This is a genomic window from Dehalogenimonas formicexedens, from assembly GCF_001953175.1.
Lineage (GTDB): Bacteria > Chloroflexota > Dehalococcoidia > Dehalococcoidales > Dehalococcoidaceae > Dehalogenimonas > Dehalogenimonas formicexedens.
Map to the genome: position 1 here is coordinate 1431294 of NZ_CP018258.1, position 15908 is coordinate 1447201.

Here is a 15908-nt window from a genome sequence, read left to right on the forward strand (position 1 = left end):
AGCGCCGCCGTGGTCATCAAGATAGTCACCGATTCCACCGCCGACGTGCCCCCGGAACTAGCCGCTGAGCTCGGTATCACCTCGGTGCCCCTGTACGTCCAATTCGGAGGGCAATCTTATCGGGACCGCGTCGACATCACCGAGGATGAGTTTTATTCCCGCCTGCAATCCGATTCGGTCCACCCTACCACCGCCCAGCCCTCGCCACAGGATTTTGCCAGGGTTTATGACGAACTCGCCGCTGGTGCGGACGGGATTTTATCGATCCACATTTCTGAGAAGATGAGCGGCACCATCAGTTCCGCCCGCCAGGGCGCCAAAATGATGAAAAATCCTGTCCCGGTGGAAGTGGTAGACTCCAAGATGACGTCGATGGCACAGGGACTGGTGGTCGTAGCCGCCGCCCGTCTTGCCAAAACCGGAAAGGACCTGAAATCGCTGGCCGAGTCGGCCCGCGGCTTTGTCGGCGACATTCACCTGCTGGTTCTGTTCGATACTCTGAAATACATTGCCCGCGGCGGACGCATCGGCCGGGCTAAAGCTCTTCTGGGCTCCATCCTTAACGTCAAGCCCCTGCTCGGCATCAAGGACGGCGAGTTCATCCCCGTCGGCCAGGTCAGGAGCCGGGCAAAGGGCATCGAAAGGTTATTTGAACTGGCGAAGGAAGCCGGCCACAACATCGCCGAAGCCACCGTAATTCATTCAACCACGCCGGATGAAGCCAAATCCCTGGCTGATCGCATCGCTGAATTCGTCTCGCCGGACAGGATCTATATCGGCCGTTTCGGGCCGGTGCTGGGGGTGCACGGCGGACCCGGCGTCCTGGCGGTGGCATTCAGGCTCAAAAGCTGACTCTGATCCCAACTTTTGACAGGTTATTAATTAAGGTGCTAATATATTTAGCACCTTAATTTTATTTATATGACCGATCGCAAACAACAAGTCGGGCAGCTCATGGAAAAGCTGCATTCGTTAAAACGCCTGATGAACCCGGACACCCAGTGTCCCGGCGAAGAACCGCTCGCTCATTCCCAGTGGCTGGCGCTTATTCTTATCAGCCGCCAGGAAGGTATCGGCATCAAGGAACTGGCCGCCCAACTGGGCATTTCTTCCAGCGCGGCAACTCAACTGGTCGACGGCCTGGTTGCCAAAGGTGTGATCCTTCGTCAAACGTCTCCCGACGACCGCCGCGCCCTCCGCCTGAGCCTGCCTGAAGAAAGCCGCCAGAAAATTGAAGCCATGAAAGTCCAGCGCCTGGAGCGCTTTTGCGCCGTCTTCAGTTCCCTCGATGACGATGAATTCAGGACACTCATCGGGCTTTTAGATAAGGTAGTCACCAATTCCCAGACCAAATTGAAAGAGGTAGTATGACCCACAAGCAAAACACCCCCCTCATCCTGGCGGGCGTCATGTTGTCCATGATCCTGGCGTCGCTCGACCAGACCATCGTCGCCACCGCCATGCCCCGCATCGTCGAAGAGTTCCAGGGACTGTCCCACCTTTCCTGGGTCTTCACTTCCTACATGCTGGCGACCGCCGTCACCGTGCCCATCTACGGCAAACTGACCGATATGTTCGGCCGCCGGAACCTGCTGCTGCTGGCCGTTCTGATATTCCTGGCCGGTTCGATGCTCTCGGGCATAGCGCAAAACATGACCCAGCTCATCTATTTCCGTGCCATTCAGGGCGTGGGCTCCGGCGCCATCATGGTCAACGCTTTCTCAGTTATCGGAGATCTGTTCCCGCCGGCTCAGCGCGGTAAAGTCCAGGGACTTTTCGGCGCCGTCTTCGGCATCACCTCGGTGGCCGGCCCGCTATTGGGTGGCTGGCTGACCGACAACTTCTCATGGCGCTGGATATTCTACGTCAACGTCCCCGTCGGCATCGCCGCTCTGGCGGTCATCTTCGCCGGCATGGTGCCCAAGATCAATAACCCGCACGAGGTCAAGAACCGTTCGATCGATTATATTGGCGCGATCCTCCTGACCGCCACTCTGGTACCGCTGCTCCTTGCCCTTACATGGGGCGGCAGCCAGTATGCTTGGGGTTCGGTTGAAATCGTCGGCTTATTAATCATGGCTTTTGTAGCCTTGATAGCTTTCACCTGGCGCGAGACAAAGGCTAAAGACCCCGTGATCTCGCTCAGCCTTTTCAAAAACCGGGTGTTCACCGTTTCCATCATCGCCACCTTCTTGGCCTCACTCGGTATGTTCGGTTCCATTTTGTTCATCCCTGTCTTTGCCCAGGGTGTTGCCGGATTCTCTGCGACGAACTCAGGCCTGATCCTGATGCCAATGATGATTTCCATTGTTGTCGGTTCGATGACCGCAGGCCAGATCATGTCGCGTACCGGCAACTACAAAATCATGGCTATCGCCGGTATGGCCATCGCTACCACAGGCATGCTGCTCTTCTCACAGATCAACGAAACCACCACTCAGGTCTCGCTTATCCTCCGCATGATCGTCATGGGCATCGGCCTCGGCTTCACGATGCCGGTGTTCACCGTGGCGGTTCAAAACGCCTTTGCCCATGCTAAACTCGGTCAGGTTACCGCCGGAATTCAATTATTCCGAACGGTCGGCGCCACCGTCGGCGGCGCGGTCCTTGGCGGCGTCATGAATGCCCAGCTCGCCTCGCGACTCACCAATATCCAGAACGACCCGTTCATAGTCATGGCCAAGCAGGCTAACCCGAATTTGCCGGTCAATATCGACGGCAATACCATTCAGACTTTTTTGAGCAACATCGGACAAGCCCAGATCCGGGCAGGGTTTGAACAGGCTCCGGCGGCTGTCCGCGATGCCCTGACGAACGCCTTCAACAACTTCCTGGAAATCTTGAAGACAGCCTACAGCGACTCCATAGACAGGGTCTTCATCATCGGAGCTGTCCTGATGGCCGTGTCGGTTATCGTCACCATCTTCCTGCCACAGATCGCCCTGCGCAAGAGCCATCACCCCATGCCCGAAGAGTTGGGTGTCGAGCTTGAGACCTCCCTGGGGCAATCCGACAAGAGGCACGAACCGGAGTTGTAGCTTCTTTCTACCGACGCAAAAAGGGCGTCCCTTGAGGGACGCCCTTTCCTTTTAGTTGAAGAGGCGCTTGTTGATCAGACCCGATTCGCTTTCAATAGCCGTATCAACTCTTTCTTGTCGGGAACCCTGCCGGAAACGATGACCTTCTCGTTCACTACCAGGCCCGGCGTCATGGTGATGGGGTAAGTCATGATGTCCTGGAGTTCGGAGACCTTGGTGATCTCGGCATCGACGCCGAGTTCGTTAACCGCTTCACGGGTGACGGCCTCCAGGGTTTTGCACTTGGCACAGCCTGTCCCAAGGATCTTGATCTGCATTGCCATTCTCCTTACAGGATATAGTTGAACAGGTACCCGGTGACTATTATACCGGTCGCCACGACGCCGATGAATATCGCCAGCAGCCTGGGCTTGAGCACCTTACGCAGGATGACCATCTCCGGCAGCGACAGGCCGACCACCGCCATCATAAAGGCTAGGGAGGTTCCCAAAGCAGCGCCTTTCTCCATCAGGGCCTGGACGATGGGCACCACGCCGGCGGCATTGGAATACACCGGTACTCCGATAAGCACCGCGGCCGGCACGCTCCACCAGGCGTTTTTGCCCATGAACGAAGCCAGGAAGTCCTGGGGCACATAGCCGTGGATGAAAGCCCCCACCGCAATACCACCCAGGAGATAAGGCCAGACCTTGCCGACAATATCCCGCACCGCCTGGAGGCCGTACTGCGCCCTCTCCTCAAAAGTGAGGGTCTCGCCCGGTATGGCGTTTGCGCCCGTTGCGCGGCGCTGCCGCACCCAGTCTTCGATGTAGCGTTCCAGGCTGAGCTTACCGATGACCCAGCCGGCGGTGATGGCGATAACCAGTCCGGAACCGATGTACAGCAGGGCGATCTTCCAGCCGAAGAGGCCGTAGAGAAGGACCAGCGCCACTTCGTTGATCATCGGCGAGGCAATCAGGAAAGACAGGGTGACGCCCAGCGGGATGCCGGCCTCGACGAAACCGATGAAAAGAGGGCAGGCTGAACAGGAACAGAACGGGGTGACGATACCCAGCCCGGCTGCCATGGTATTGCCCACCAGTTCGCGTTTGCCGGCAAGAAAGGCCCGGGTGCGTTCCGGGCTGAAGAAGGAACGTACGATGCCGATCCCGAAAATGATGAGCACCAGGAGCATCAGCACCTTGGGGGCGTCGTAGAGGAAAAAAGCCACGGCGCTGCCGAACCGGCTTGTTTCATCCAGCCTGAACAGATCGAAGGTGACGAAGTCGGCGGCCGGTTTCAACCAGTAGTAAATCAAAATCCAGGCAACCAGCCCAAGCCCCAACCACCAGGCCAGTCGCCCTGGCCGGGCCGCCCGGACCGGCGCCGGTGAGTTACCGGGACCGCAGTCGCAGCCTATATCGCACTTTTCTTCGTGAGCCATGAGGTCATTGCTTTCATGATGCGGGTTGCTTGATCCCGCCCGGCGGCTGCTTTTTGGGTTCCTTGGCCGGCGCCACCTCGTAAACCTCGAAGTGCTTGCCTTTCAGGTAACGCTCCATGATGAAACCGATGCCGATAAACAGCGGCAGTGTAATTAGTGTCCGTACCAGGGTAAACTGGATGCCCAGGTAACCGATCTCGATGCCCAGCATCGGGATCTTCATCGAAGAGAAAGCCCCAAGGTAGATGAACAGGTTGCGTACGCTGATGCCTTTTTTCCACAGGACATAAGCCACCGGAAAAGCGCCGTACAGCGGGCCGGCCTGGAGCATGGCCAGCAGGACGACCAGGGCGATGCCTTTGACGCCGGACTCATGGCCGATATGCTTCTGGACTTGTTCCTTGGGCAGCCAGACATCGAACAGTCCGACGACAATGAAGATGAACGGCACGAAAGAGATCATTTCTATCAGCGACACCCGGAAATTGGTGAACACCGTCTTCCCGGGATCGAAACCGATGGCGAACGATGCGGCGGTCACGAGGAGGAAAGCCGCCACCCAAAGCCAGGCCTGGTACTTCTTAAAAAGTATCGTCACAAGATGACTCCGATCAGAAGACCGATGGCGATGGCAGCAAAGAAATTAAGCACGTTGCGTATGACGGCCGCCTGCCTCCCCAGGTACTTGATCTCCAAAGGCAGCGTGACCACGCCCACCATCATCAATGTTGTCATGAAAGTTCCCACCACGGCGTAGCTGGCCCCCTGCTGCAGCAACCCGGCGGCGATCGGGTAAGAGATAAAAGCAGGTATGAGTGTGATTGAGCCGACCACGGCGGCGATGGCAAAACCCAGCAGCCCGGACCCCGCCCCCAGGTAATGCTGGATATCATCGGGCGAGATCAGATAAAGGACAACGGAAACGATGATCAGGATGTTCAAAAAGGGCAGCAGCATGCGTGAAAACATCTGCCAGCCGCGTTTGAAACCGGCGATGGTCTTCTGCCGGTCCATGGCGAAGGACAGCGCCGACAGAATCAAGGCGACGGAGATGAAGATAATGGCGTTATTGCTCATTAGCCATCGCTGTTTCAACGGATTTGGTGATTTTGTCCGGGACCTCGGTACTGTGAGAAACAACTTTACCGCCCAGGGTCACCATGGGAAGAACCCGGAGGCCCCGGGCATTGAACAGATCAATCGCCTCGCGGTAGTTTTCTTCGGATCCATCGATACCTTCGATATCGACAATTGTTGGCGTGGTTCCGAAAGCCTTATTCAACTGTTTCGAAATGGCGTCAATCGTCGACGACGATTGTCCCACCGGGTTTCAACAGCCCCTTCGGGGTAAGAAAATAAGAGCCGTCTCTTGAGCCGTCATTCAGCCTCCCTGAGATGATTATTCATATCGGAAACGAAACACTATTTTGTAAAAAGAGTTGCGGAACTATCTCTATATGCGCATTTTAGCATATTGACCGGACATTTCAAAGGCGAATAGAGCCCTATCGGAGAAAAAACGTATTGACAATTGAACCGGGTAAAAAACAAAAGGGCGCGATGGTGGAACTAAAATCCCAGCATCTGATCCAATCCCGGGCTGCCGCTTCTGCCGGGGTATTTTTTCAGCCGGGCGAGGGCTTTCTTGGTATCCGATGCAACTCGGGCTTTATCGGTGTGCTTGAGGCGGTACTTGAACAGCCAGTAAGTGAACTCCCGCATCTCCGACAGCTTCAGCGACCGGCTGGTGCGCTCGCCCCGGTCGCGCCGGAACATTTTCAACAGTTCACCCCGAGGCTGGTCATATATCCGGACAAAACTCTCTTCGATGGTGTCGAATTCCTTGATCACCAGTGACCGCTGGTCCTTGCGGACCTCTTCCTGGACAGCCAGTATCAGCGCCTCCTCCACGGTAATGCCGTAGAAATAGTTCAGGTGCTGCTGGTAGCGGATATCCCCCATAAGCCGGCGCATTTCCTCAGGCGAGACTTCGAACGGCGCCCTGGATTCGAATAAAAGCGACACCCGTTCCTTTTCCGGAATGAGGTCCCTGGCGGTCTCTGTCAGGCGTTCGGCAAGGAGCAGGAAATCAAGGGCTTCGCCTTCGATAAGGTATCGGTAAACTCGGCCGTCGACACATTCTTCGTCGGCTTGCCACATCCCGATGGTCTCCAGGAGCGCCAGGTACCAGCGCGCTCCGGCTTCTATCGCCGAGCGCAAGTGCTGGATAGCCCGCGCCGAACTCTCTGTCAGCTCCGTCGTACCGCAGGTCTCTTCAACCATTTATCCTACGCCCCGCAGCACTTCTTGTATTTTTTCCCGCTGCCGCACGGGCATGGATCATTCCGGCCGACCTTATGGCCCTCAGCGTCCTTGGCGGCATGAGTTACGTTCGAACCCGCCGTGGCTGCCTGCATCGGCGATGAGGCGTTAGGCGTGAGGGCTGATTGCGCCGAACCTGCGGCTGCCCCGACGGCCAACGGTGCCTGCCTAGCCTGGATTCTCTGGGGAGAGGCGCCCGCGGGCTGCCCCTGTCTCACCACCTGGACCTTGAAAATGGTGTGGACCACATCATGCTTGATGCCTTCAAGGAGGTCTTCAAATGCCCGGTAGCCTTCGTTCTTGTAGGCATCGACGGCCTTGACCTGCCGCAGCGTCTGCCAGCCGGCCTCGAGACGCAAGTGTTCCACAAAAGTCAGGTGCTCGATCCACAGGGTATCGATAACCCGGAGCATCAGATGGCGCTCTATCTGGCGCAGTACTTCGGGGGGGATCTCTTGCTCTTTTTTAGCGTACTGCTCCTCAGACCAGCACTTCAGCCGCTCCGCGACCTCGTCTGCGGACAGTCTCTGGATCTCCTCTGCGGTGAGGTCCGGCGGTAGGGACATGAAGGCGGCGATGTCGGCAAGAAGCCCGGCGGTATCCCAGTCCTGGTAATCCAGGCCGGCCAGACGGTCGGCGACAATGGCGTCGATTGTCTCCTTGACCATATCCAAGATATTGGTTTTCAGATCCGCCCCGGAGAGTATTTTCTTGCGCTCCCCGTAAATGATCTCGCGGTGCTTGTTGACCACGTCGTCGTATTCGACCAGGTTCTTGCGGATATCGAAGTTGAAGCCTTCGACCCGCTTCTGGGCGTTTTCGATGGACTTGGAGATCATCGAGTTTTCGATCGGCGTATTTTCGTCGAAGCCCAGGCGCTCCATCAGCCCCCGGACCATGTCGCCGCCGAACCGCCGCATGATATCGTCTTCTAGCGACACGAAGAAGCGGGATGACCCTGGGTCTCCCTGGCGGCCGGAACGGCCGCGTAGCTGGTTGTCGATGCGGCGTGCCTCATGGCGCTCCGTGCCGATGACGTGCAGGCCGCCGGCCTTGACCACGGCGACGTAGCGCTCCAGCCACTCGTTGAAGCGCTTCTTTTCCTTGTCCAGGACCGACTGGCAGCGCCCGGTGTCAATGCGGCACTCAACCTTCTTGGGGTTGGCCGGCAATTCCTTCTCCATGTCGCCGACCCACTTGCCGTAGACCGTCATGTAGTGTTCGGCGACGGCTTTCAGGGTCCGCTCCAGTTCATCGATCTCAGCGAGCTTGCCGCTTGTAACAGCCATCGCCGGATCGTTTTTTACTTCCTGGATGTATTCCAGCCTCTTGGTATTGATAAGCCCCTGGAGCCGGGTGATTTCGGCTTCCTCGGTTTCGATGCCTTTCTCGAACTCGGTGAGTTTCTCCCTGTCGACCGCCGATTTGGCGAATTCTTCGCCCAGGTAAGTTTTCAGGTCTCCCATCGGGTCGTAAGTATCGAGACGGCCGCCGAGGATGATGTCGACGCCGCGGCCTGCCATGTTGGTTGCCACGGTCACCGCTCCCGGTTTGCCGGCTTCAGCGACGATGGCGGCTTCCCGTTCATGCTTCTTAGCGTTCAAAACCTCGTTGGGGATGCCTTTTTTCCGGAGCATCTCGGATATGAGATCGGAGTTTTCGATGGATACCGTGCCCAGGAGCACCGGGCGTCCGGCGGCCCGCATCTCCTCGACCTCACGGACGACAGCCTTGAATTTGGCGTCAACATCCTTGTAAATCTGGTCGGTCTGGTCGTCGCGGATCATCGGCCGGTTGGTGGGAATGGCTACCACTTCCAGCTTGTAGATACGGGCAAATTCTTCGGCCTCGGTGAGCGCCGTGCCGGTCATGCCCGCCAGTTTGTCGTACATGCGGAAGTAGTTCTGGATGGTGATGGAGGCGTAGGTCTTGGATTCCTCGCGGACCTTGACCCCTTCCTTGGCCTCGATAGCCTGGTGCAAGCCTTCGGAGTAGCGGCGGCCGACCATCTTGCGGCCGGTAAACTCATCGACGATGACGATGCCGATCTGCCCGTCCGGGTCGCGATCGACCACGTACTGCCGGTCTCGGAGATAAAACTCCTTGGCCGAGAGGGCGTTCCTTAGCTGGCGCATGAGGTGAGAGTTCTGCGGGTCATAGAGGTTGTCGGTCTTCATCAGACCTTCGCGTTTGAGCAGGCCTTCGATCTTGGACCAGCCGTCCTCGGTGGGTTCGGCCTGGCGTTCCTTGATTTTAACCTCATAATCGGTTTCGGGCTTGAGCTTCTGAACCAGCCGGGCGAAGGTCTGGTAAAGCTTCCCGGCTTCAACGTCCGGCGCCGAAATGATCAGAGGCGTCCGGGCTTCGTCGATGAGCAGGTTATCGACTTCGTCGACAATGGAGAAGTAGGGTCCTTCAGGCCGCTGGACGCACTGCTTGAGGTCGATAACCATGTTGTCGCGGAGATAGTCGAAGCCGAACTCCGCCGAGGTGCCGTAGGTGATATCGGCATCGTAGGCTTCCTTGCGCGGCACCGGCTTGTAATGCTTCCAGGGATCGTTTTCCTTACCGGAATTGTAGTTTGGGTCGAACAGACGGGAAGGTTGGTGCTCATCAGGCGTCTGCATCGGGTAGATGGACGCCACGGAAACGCCCAGCGCGTGATAAACCGGTCCCATCCAGTAGGCGTCGCGGCGGGCCAGGTAATCGTTCTGAGTGATAAGGTGGGCGCCCCGGCCCAAGAGAGAATTCAGGTAGAGCGGCAGGGTGGCGACGAGAGTCTTGCCTTCGCCGGTCTTCATCTCGGCAATATGACCCTCGTGCAGGACCGAACCGCCGATGATCTGGACATCGTAATGCCTGAGGCCCAGTGTCCTTCTCGATGCCTCGCGAACCGCGGCAAAAGCTTCGGGCAGCACGCCCTCAAAGCATGAGTTCTCCAGTACGATGATCTTGTCCTTGAGCTTGTTGCGGTCTTCCGGGCTGACGGTAACCGCCAGTTGCTCCCGGAGATTGTCGATATCGCCCTTGAGTTCGGCGTACTCCTCCGCCACCCTGGCCTTGAATTCGGCGGTCTTAGCCTTGAGTGCCTCATCGCTTAGCTTGACGAATTCGGGTTCGAGAGCGTTAACCTGGGCAACTAGCGGCTGTAGACGTTTGATCTCTTTCTCATTGGAATCCACCATTTTACCGAACCATTTGAACATCTAACTGACCCCTTTTTAAGCCCTGAACGGGCGGTATTATTCTATATAACGCGCGAAGGCGTTCTTTGTATTGTACCATATCGAGGAAAAACGGTCGGCGAGTACAAACACATGATTCGACCGGACAGACAAACCAATAGCCACCGCATGACAAGACCGCCTTCCGCTGTAAGAAGGCCGCCGTTGCCGGAATGAGGCGAGGAAACTAAACCGTTTTTGGTGATCTGAGGGCGAACCAGAAGATCAAGCTGTACACCACCGCAGCCGAAAACAATACCGGATTGTAGATGCCGCTGGGGTTTACCGTGAAGCTATCGATAAAAGCAATCAATGTTATGACGGCTAGTATCGCACCGGCGACAAGATTGACCGTCCGGTTGGTGTTACCTTTGAGGACCATGGAAAGAACCACAAAGAGGAGAACCACCAGGGAATAACCGATGAGATCTTCGGCACGAACCAACGAGAGATTATTGTAGTTTTCTGCGGTCTCGCCCCTGGCCAACGCCGCGTAAGCCAGGACTGCCAGCAATCCCACAATCCAAAGAACTGTGTTGCGGAGGTAACCAGAACTGAGTTTTTCCACGGTCAATACCTCCAAAGTGTATTTGGAGAAAATTATTGGCGCGGCTACCAGGCATGTCAATAGATACGAGAAGAATATTTTACCTCGCTTACATTGATTAGCCCCGCAATCTGCCGCAATGGTATAATGCCATTCATTGTCAAAATCCGGCATGAGAGAGCCAAACATCGAAATAATTCCCGCCATAGACATTCGCGGCGGCCGCTGCGTCCGGTTGGTGCAGGGTGATTACTCCCGCGAGACCGTCTATTCCGATAACCCCCTGGAGATGGCCCTCAAGTGGCAATCGATGGGCGCGTCCCGGCTGCATATCGTCGACCTTGACGGCGCCGCCTCCGGGGAAATGGTCAATTTCAACGTCATCAGCCAGATCGCTGCCGCCACGCAGGTTCCGGTGCAGATCGGAGGCGGTATCCGCGACATCGAGCGCGTGAAAAAGCTGCTTTCGGCGGGTATCGACCGTGTGATCCTCGGCACCGCCGCCGTCGAAAACCCGGCGTTTGTTCAGGAAGCCTGCGGCAAATACCCGGAATCCGTTATCGTCAGCCTGGATGCCCGCGAGGGCAAAATGGCGGTCAAGGGCTGGCAAGAAGAAACCGACCTGCCGGTGCTCTCGTTCGCCCGGCAAATGATGGCGCGGGGAGTGCGGCGTTTCGTCTTTACCGATATTTCCCGCGACGGCATGCTGACCGAGCCCAATTTCACCGCCCTGTTCGAACTTATCCAGGCCATCAGAGCGCCGGTCATCGCCTCCGGCGGCATCGCTTCAATCAGCCACCTGCAGATCCTTAAACTCATCGGGGCTGAGGCGGCGATACTCGGCAAGTCCATTTATTCAGGCGCGATCGATCTCAGGCAAGCGCTGAAGACGATAGACAAATCGTAATTTCTAATATCTAAATCCTAAATAAATTCAAATATTCAATTTTAAAATCCAAAAGAGGAGAGGAAGTTTCATGGCAGTCAAGGGCAAAGGGTTAAAACTGGATGACAAGGGGCTGGTGGCGGCCATCGTGCAGGACGCCAAGACCGGCCAGGTGCTGATGCTGGGTTACATGAACAAGGAATCCGCCAAACTGACCCTGGAGACCGGCAGCGTCTGGTTCTACAGCCGCTCCCGCCAGGAACTCTGGAACAAGGGCGCCACTTCCGGCAACAAACTCATCGTCAAGGAATTGTGGCTGGACTGCGATAACGACGCCATCCTGGTCAAGGCCGAGCCGATGGGTCCCACCTGCCACACCGGCGAGACCAGTTGCTTCTTCGAACCCCTCACCATGGAATACGTCGCCGCCACCAAAGATTAAACCGGTCAAGCATTGAACAAACGGCCCCGCCACGATTTGTGGCGGGGCCGTTTTCATTTTCTCAGTGAAGCCGCTAAGTCAGCGGCTCGGCGTCTGTTACCGGCATGGGTTCGATAGGTGACTCAACAGGTACCGGCGCCGGGTAAAGCTCCGCTTCCATCTCCGGATGGTCGATAACGATTGCCTTCTTCAGCGCGGCGATGCCGACCTCCAGTTGCGCCAGCTCGGGAACCCGTGTCGTCAATGACTGCAGCCAGAGGCCCGGTCGAGTCAGGGCTTTGACCAGGGCGTTATCGCCATGGCCGGCGGCGAATCTGGTAAATTCATACGACAGGCCGGCGATCACCGGCAGTAACAGTATTCTGGATAAAATCATTATCCACAGGGCTGGTTTGCCGATGAGGCTGAAGACGAAGATGGCGATGACCATCACCGCCAGCAGGAAGCTGGTGCCGCAGCGGGTGTGGGCGGTGGAAAATTCCCGCACAGAAAGGGGATCCAGCTTTACGCCGTGCTCAAAAGCGTTGATCGACTGGTGCTCCGCGCCGTGATAGGCAAACATCCGCTTGATATCCGGCATTCTGCCGACTAACTTCAGGTATCCTATGAATAGGATCATCCGTATCAGGCCTTCGACAAGGTTGAACAGGACCGCCGATTCCAGCCAGCGGTTGAAAATGCTGGTGACCAGCAGCGGCGTTAAAACGAAGATGGCGATCGACGCCGCCAGCGAAAAGCCGACGAACCCCCAGAGCAGCCACGGCGAAACTTTCTCGGTCTCTTCTTCCTGCATCGCCACCTCGGCCGAGCGCATCAGTGTCTGCATGCCGAGAAACATCGCCTCGAGGAGCACGATGACGCCGCGGGTGAAAGGTAACTGCCGCAGTTTGCCGGTATAAATGCTGGGCAGTGGCTGCGACTCGACGAGTATGTCGCCCTGGGGCCTTCTGACCGCCGTCACCAGCGATTTCTGGCCGCGGATCATTACGCCCTCGATGATCGCCTGCCCGCCGTAATAAAATTTCTGAGCCATGTCGTGAATCCTACTCCAATAAAATATCGGGTAACAAAAAAGGAGCGGTTTTCAGCCGCCCCTTTTCAATCGGTCGCGAGTTATTATTTGTCCTTGATGTTGTAGCGCTGCTTGAAGCGGTCAACCCGGCCGGCGGTGTCGACCATGCGCTTTTCACCGGTGTAAAACGGATGGCATTTGTTGCAAAGCTCCACTTTGATGGTGGGCGAGGTCGAGCCCAGCATGAAAGTGTTGCCGCAGGAACAGGTCACTTTGGCATCAGGAAAATACTTGGGGTGCAGTTTTTCTTTCATAGTCCGTTAGGCCGTCTTGACGGTAGCCATCCTCCTGCTGTTAGCCGTCGGCTTGAACTCCACCACTCCGTCCGCTAAAGCGAACAGGGTATGGTCTCTGCCGATACCTACATTTTCACCCGCCTTGATGGGGGTGCCGCGCTGGCGCACGATAATGGTCCCGGCCAGGACCCTCTCGCCGGAATACCGCTTGACGCCCAGCATCTTGGGTTTTGAATCTCGTCCGTTGCGACTTGAACCGCCGCCTTTCTTATGAGCCATTTAATCTGTTCTCCTCAATTATTTGGGGGCAATGATATTTTCGATCTTCAACCGGGTGAAAACGGCTCGGCCACCGACGCGGGTGTGGGCGCGGGTCTTGGCCTTGAACCTGAGTCCGCGAACTTTCTCGCCCAGCCCCGTTCCCTCTGACTTGGCTACAACCTTGGCGCCTTCGATGACCGGTTTACCGGTCACGTTGTTGGAGCCGTCGGAAAAGAACAGCACGCGGTCCAATTCGACCGTGGCGCCGTCCTCGACGTTCAAATGGTCAACATCGAGAGATTGCCCCTCGGTTACCTTATATTGCTTGCCACCGGATTCAACTATCGCGTAAATGGTCACACCTCCAGATAAAAACAACTTGCCATTATACCAATCCGAGACCTCTGGCGCAACCCCCGGTACCTCAGGCAACCTAATGTCGGCTACTGGTGCTCTCGAGGCTGCAGGTCGAAGGTGCGGGTAATCTAAACAGATAGTACACTCCAGACAGACCGGCCACGAGTGAGGCGGTGATGATCGCCAGTTTGGCAGAGTCGATCATCCATGACTCGGTGAAAGCCAGGCCTGTGATGAACACTGACATGGTGAAGCCTACCCCGCCAAGGATACCGGCGCCAATAATGTGTCTCCACTGGCAGGACGCCGGCTTAGTTATCCAGCCCAGCTTACTGATGAGGAAAGTCAACCCGATAATGCCTACCGGTTTGCCGATCAACAACCCGATGACGACTCCCAGTGCCGTTGGCTGTATCAGATCGATCTCACCGCCGAGGGCCACGCCTGCATTGGCCAGGGCGAATAATGGCATGATGAAAAAGGCGCTTATGGGAAGAAGCGCGTGCTCCAGACGGACCAGCGGGTTCTGGACGCTCTCATAGGCGTCACTCATTTTCTCTACCGCTTCCTGTTGTTGGTGAGTCAGCAGAATGTTTTTGCGCTGGGACTCACCGCTTCCGAATACGTCAAGTTCCAACTTGCAGGTGTCGACAAACTCCTGGGAGGAGATCTTCTGCTTCACCGGTATTGTCAATGCCAGGATAACACCGGCTATTGTGGCGTGTATTCCAGACTGGAAGATCAGATACCACAGCACCAGGCCAAGCGCCAGGTATGGTGTCAGCTTCTTGACACCGCCCGCGTTCAGGGCGATCAGACCTCCAATGACCAAACCCGCCCACCCCAGGCTTGACCAGTCGAGCGTCCCTGAGTAGGCAACGGCAATAATAAGGATAGCGCCAAGGTCGTCAATAACCGCCAGCGAAACCAGGAATACTTTCAACGCCATCGGCACTCGCTTGCCCAAAAGCATTAAAAAACCCAGGGCAAAAGCGATATCGGTTGCCATGGGTATACCGAAACCCCGATATTCGCCTCCTTGAGCGGTGTTGATAGCCAGATATATTAATGCCGGGGCAATCATGCCCCCCAGTGCTGCCACCGCCGGGAAAGCAGCCTTAGCAGGTGAGGATAACTCGCCTACCATCAGTTCGCGTTTAATTTCTAGGCCGATAAGCAGGAAAAACAAGGCCATCAGTCCGTCATTGATCCAGTGAGCCAGCGACAGTTCCAGGTGAAAACTGCCAATAATAACGCCGGCTTCGGTATGCAACGCGTCGAAATAATGGGTAGCCCATGGTGAATTGGCCACGACCATCGCGACCGCCGCCGCGCCGAAAAGTAAAACACCTCCGGCTGATTCCTGCCTGAGGAAACGCTCGATCGCGGTCACAAACTTGGAATTACTTATTGATAATCGCATCATGCCAACTCAATAGTCTACGAGCGGCCATTTTACGGCATACCGCCTTTTCCCGTCTAGCGGCGGTCCGTTTTACCCCCTCCCCCCGCCCGTGTTACACTTCCCGCCATGACCTGCCTGGCTAAAAAAGAACTCCTGGTTCTGATCAACGGCGAGCCGTCGCTGCTGACCGGTTATCTGTGCCTCGCTGACCAGGTTCAACCTAATGGTATCGACCTGACCCTGAAAGAGATCTGCGCCATCGAGGGGCTGGGCATCATTCCTGTCGATAACGCCGATCGCCGGCTATCAAATCTCCAACACCTGCCTTTCGACAACGATCATCGAATCCACCTCAAACCGGGTAATTACCTGATCACTTACAATGAGATCGTGAGCCTGCCCAAAGATGTCATGGCGCTCGGAAGGACGAGGTCCAGCTTGCTGCGCTGCGGTGCTGCCATCCATACCGCCGTCTGGGACGCGGGGTATTCGGGTCGATCGCAGTCGTTGTTCGTGGTCTACAACAAGGATGGTATCATCCTCGAGAAGAACGCGCGCCTGCTGCAGTTGGTCTTCTTCCGTCTTGGTGCGGAGACCGAAGGCTACTCCGGCATTTACCAGAACGAGAATACCCGTTAGTTGTTCTGAAGCGACTTGATCTCGCCGTCTTCCTCGAAGCCCGCGGCACGGCGGGC

At 56.5% G+C, this 15908-nt stretch carries 18 protein-coding genes and 1 pseudogene; 6 read left to right on the forward strand and 13 right to left on the reverse strand.

What is annotated here, in order from left to right; all coding sequences use genetic code 11:
- The first annotated feature begins 9 nt into the window (after positions 1 to 9).
- The 3 genes from Dform_RS07445 (at position 10) to Dform_RS07455 (ending at position 3038) form a co-directional block, all read left to right on the forward strand.
- Entirely contained in the window at positions 10 to 852 is an 843-nt protein-coding gene (locus Dform_RS07445) for a DegV family protein (protein ID WP_076004446.1), read from the forward strand.
- A 102-nt stretch (positions 853 to 954) separates the two neighbouring features.
- Positions 955 to 1371 (forward strand): MarR family winged helix-turn-helix transcriptional regulator, encoded by a 417-nt coding sequence (locus Dform_RS07450; protein ID WP_158513482.1) that lies wholly within the window; start codon positions 955 to 957, stop codon positions 1369 to 1371.
- A complete protein-coding gene (locus tag Dform_RS07455; protein ID WP_076004448.1) occupies positions 1368 to 3038 on the forward strand; it encodes an MDR family MFS transporter in 1671 nt (556 codons plus the stop codon). The genes Dform_RS07450 and Dform_RS07455 overlap by 4 nt, the downstream gene beginning before the upstream one ends.
- Positions 3039 to 3112: 74 nt before the next feature.
- Here the strand turns inward: Dform_RS07455 and Dform_RS07460 are convergent, their stop codons facing one another.
- The 8 genes from Dform_RS07460 to Dform_RS07495 form a co-directional block, all read right to left on the reverse strand.
- Positions 3113 to 3355: a thioredoxin family protein gene (locus Dform_RS07460; RefSeq protein WP_076004449.1), complete on the reverse strand. Its 243-nt coding sequence runs from the start codon at positions 3353 to 3355 to the stop codon at positions 3113 to 3115.
- 11 nt (positions 3356 to 3366) lie between these two features.
- Entirely contained in the window at positions 3367 to 4461 is a 1095-nt protein-coding gene (locus Dform_RS07465; protein WP_076004450.1) for a permease, read from the reverse strand.
- A 13-nt stretch (positions 4462 to 4474) separates the two neighbouring features.
- A complete protein-coding gene (locus Dform_RS07470; protein ID WP_083635403.1) occupies positions 4475 to 5059 on the reverse strand; it encodes a permease in 585 nt (194 codons plus the stop codon).
- Entirely contained in the window at positions 5056 to 5538 is a 483-nt protein-coding gene (locus Dform_RS07475) for a permease (RefSeq protein WP_076004451.1), read from the reverse strand. The genes Dform_RS07470 and Dform_RS07475 overlap by 4 nt, the downstream gene beginning before the upstream one ends.
- Positions 5528 to 5785 (reverse strand): hypothetical protein, encoded by a 258-nt coding sequence (locus Dform_RS07480; protein WP_145925549.1) that lies wholly within the window; start codon positions 5783 to 5785, stop codon positions 5528 to 5530. Before Dform_RS07480 ends, Dform_RS07475 begins: the two co-directional genes overlap by 11 nt.
- Positions 5786 to 6030: 245 nt before the next feature.
- The gene (locus tag Dform_RS07485) at positions 6031 to 6744 is read right to left on the reverse strand and encodes a hypothetical protein (protein ID WP_076004453.1); all 714 of its coding nucleotides are present in this window, start codon (positions 6742 to 6744) and stop codon (positions 6031 to 6033) included.
- Between the two features lie 5 nt (positions 6745 to 6749).
- Positions 6750 to 9989, reverse strand: a complete 3240-nt coding sequence (gene secA / locus Dform_RS07490; protein WP_076004454.1) for a preprotein translocase subunit SecA — start codon at positions 9987 to 9989, stop codon at positions 6750 to 6752.
- Positions 9990 to 10194: 205 nt separating this feature from the next.
- Positions 10195 to 10575: a hypothetical protein gene (locus Dform_RS07495; protein WP_145925550.1), complete on the reverse strand. Its 381-nt coding sequence runs from the start codon at positions 10573 to 10575 to the stop codon at positions 10195 to 10197.
- A gap of 151 nt (positions 10576 to 10726) precedes the next feature.
- Here Dform_RS07495 and hisA point away from each other — a divergent pair, with 151 nt between their 5' ends.
- On the forward strand, positions 10727 to 11461 hold the full coding sequence (gene hisA / locus Dform_RS07500; RefSeq protein ID WP_083635404.1) for a 1-(5-phosphoribosyl)-5-[(5-phosphoribosylamino)methylideneamino]imidazole-4-carboxamide isomerase: 735 nt from the start codon (positions 10727 to 10729) through the stop codon (positions 11459 to 11461).
- Between the two features lie 70 nt (positions 11462 to 11531).
- Positions 11532 to 11867: pseudogene (gene hisI / locus Dform_RS07505) on the forward strand (phosphoribosyl-AMP cyclohydrolase); the annotation flags it as partial.
- An 88-nt stretch (positions 11868 to 11955) separates the two neighbouring features.
- On the opposite strand, the gene Dform_RS07510 reads toward hisI, so the two are convergent.
- The 5 genes from Dform_RS07510 to nhaA all read right to left on the reverse strand — a co-directional run bounded on the left by Dform_RS07510 (position 11956) and on the right by nhaA (position 15231).
- Complete coding sequence (locus Dform_RS07510) at positions 11956 to 12915, reverse strand: DUF1385 domain-containing protein (protein ID WP_076004457.1); 960 nt, start codon at positions 12913 to 12915, stop codon at positions 11956 to 11958.
- Positions 12916 to 12998: 83 nt separating this feature from the next.
- Positions 12999 to 13208 carry a 50S ribosomal protein L31 gene (gene rpmE, locus Dform_RS07515; protein ID WP_076004458.1) on the reverse strand — a complete coding sequence of 70 codons (210 nt, stop codon included), beginning with the start codon at positions 13206 to 13208 and terminating at the stop codon, positions 12999 to 13001.
- A gap of 6 nt (positions 13209 to 13214) precedes the next feature.
- A complete protein-coding gene (gene rpmA, locus Dform_RS07520) occupies positions 13215 to 13469 on the reverse strand; it encodes a 50S ribosomal protein L27 (protein WP_076004459.1) in 255 nt (84 codons plus the stop codon).
- Between the two features lie 18 nt (positions 13470 to 13487).
- Complete coding sequence (gene rplU / locus Dform_RS07525; RefSeq protein WP_225973660.1) at positions 13488 to 13811, reverse strand: 50S ribosomal protein L21; 324 nt, start codon at positions 13809 to 13811, stop codon at positions 13488 to 13490.
- 73 nt (positions 13812 to 13884) lie between these two features.
- On the reverse strand, positions 13885 to 15231 hold the full coding sequence (gene nhaA / locus Dform_RS07530; RefSeq protein WP_076005113.1) for a Na+/H+ antiporter NhaA: 1347 nt from the start codon (positions 15229 to 15231) through the stop codon (positions 13885 to 13887).
- Positions 15232 to 15339: 108 nt separating this feature from the next.
- Here nhaA and Dform_RS07535 point away from each other — a divergent pair, with 108 nt between their 5' ends.
- A complete protein-coding gene (locus Dform_RS07535) occupies positions 15340 to 15852 on the forward strand; it encodes a deoxyuridine 5'-triphosphate nucleotidohydrolase (protein ID WP_076004460.1) in 513 nt (170 codons plus the stop codon).
- The last annotated feature ends 56 nt before the right edge of the window (positions 15853 to 15908 follow it).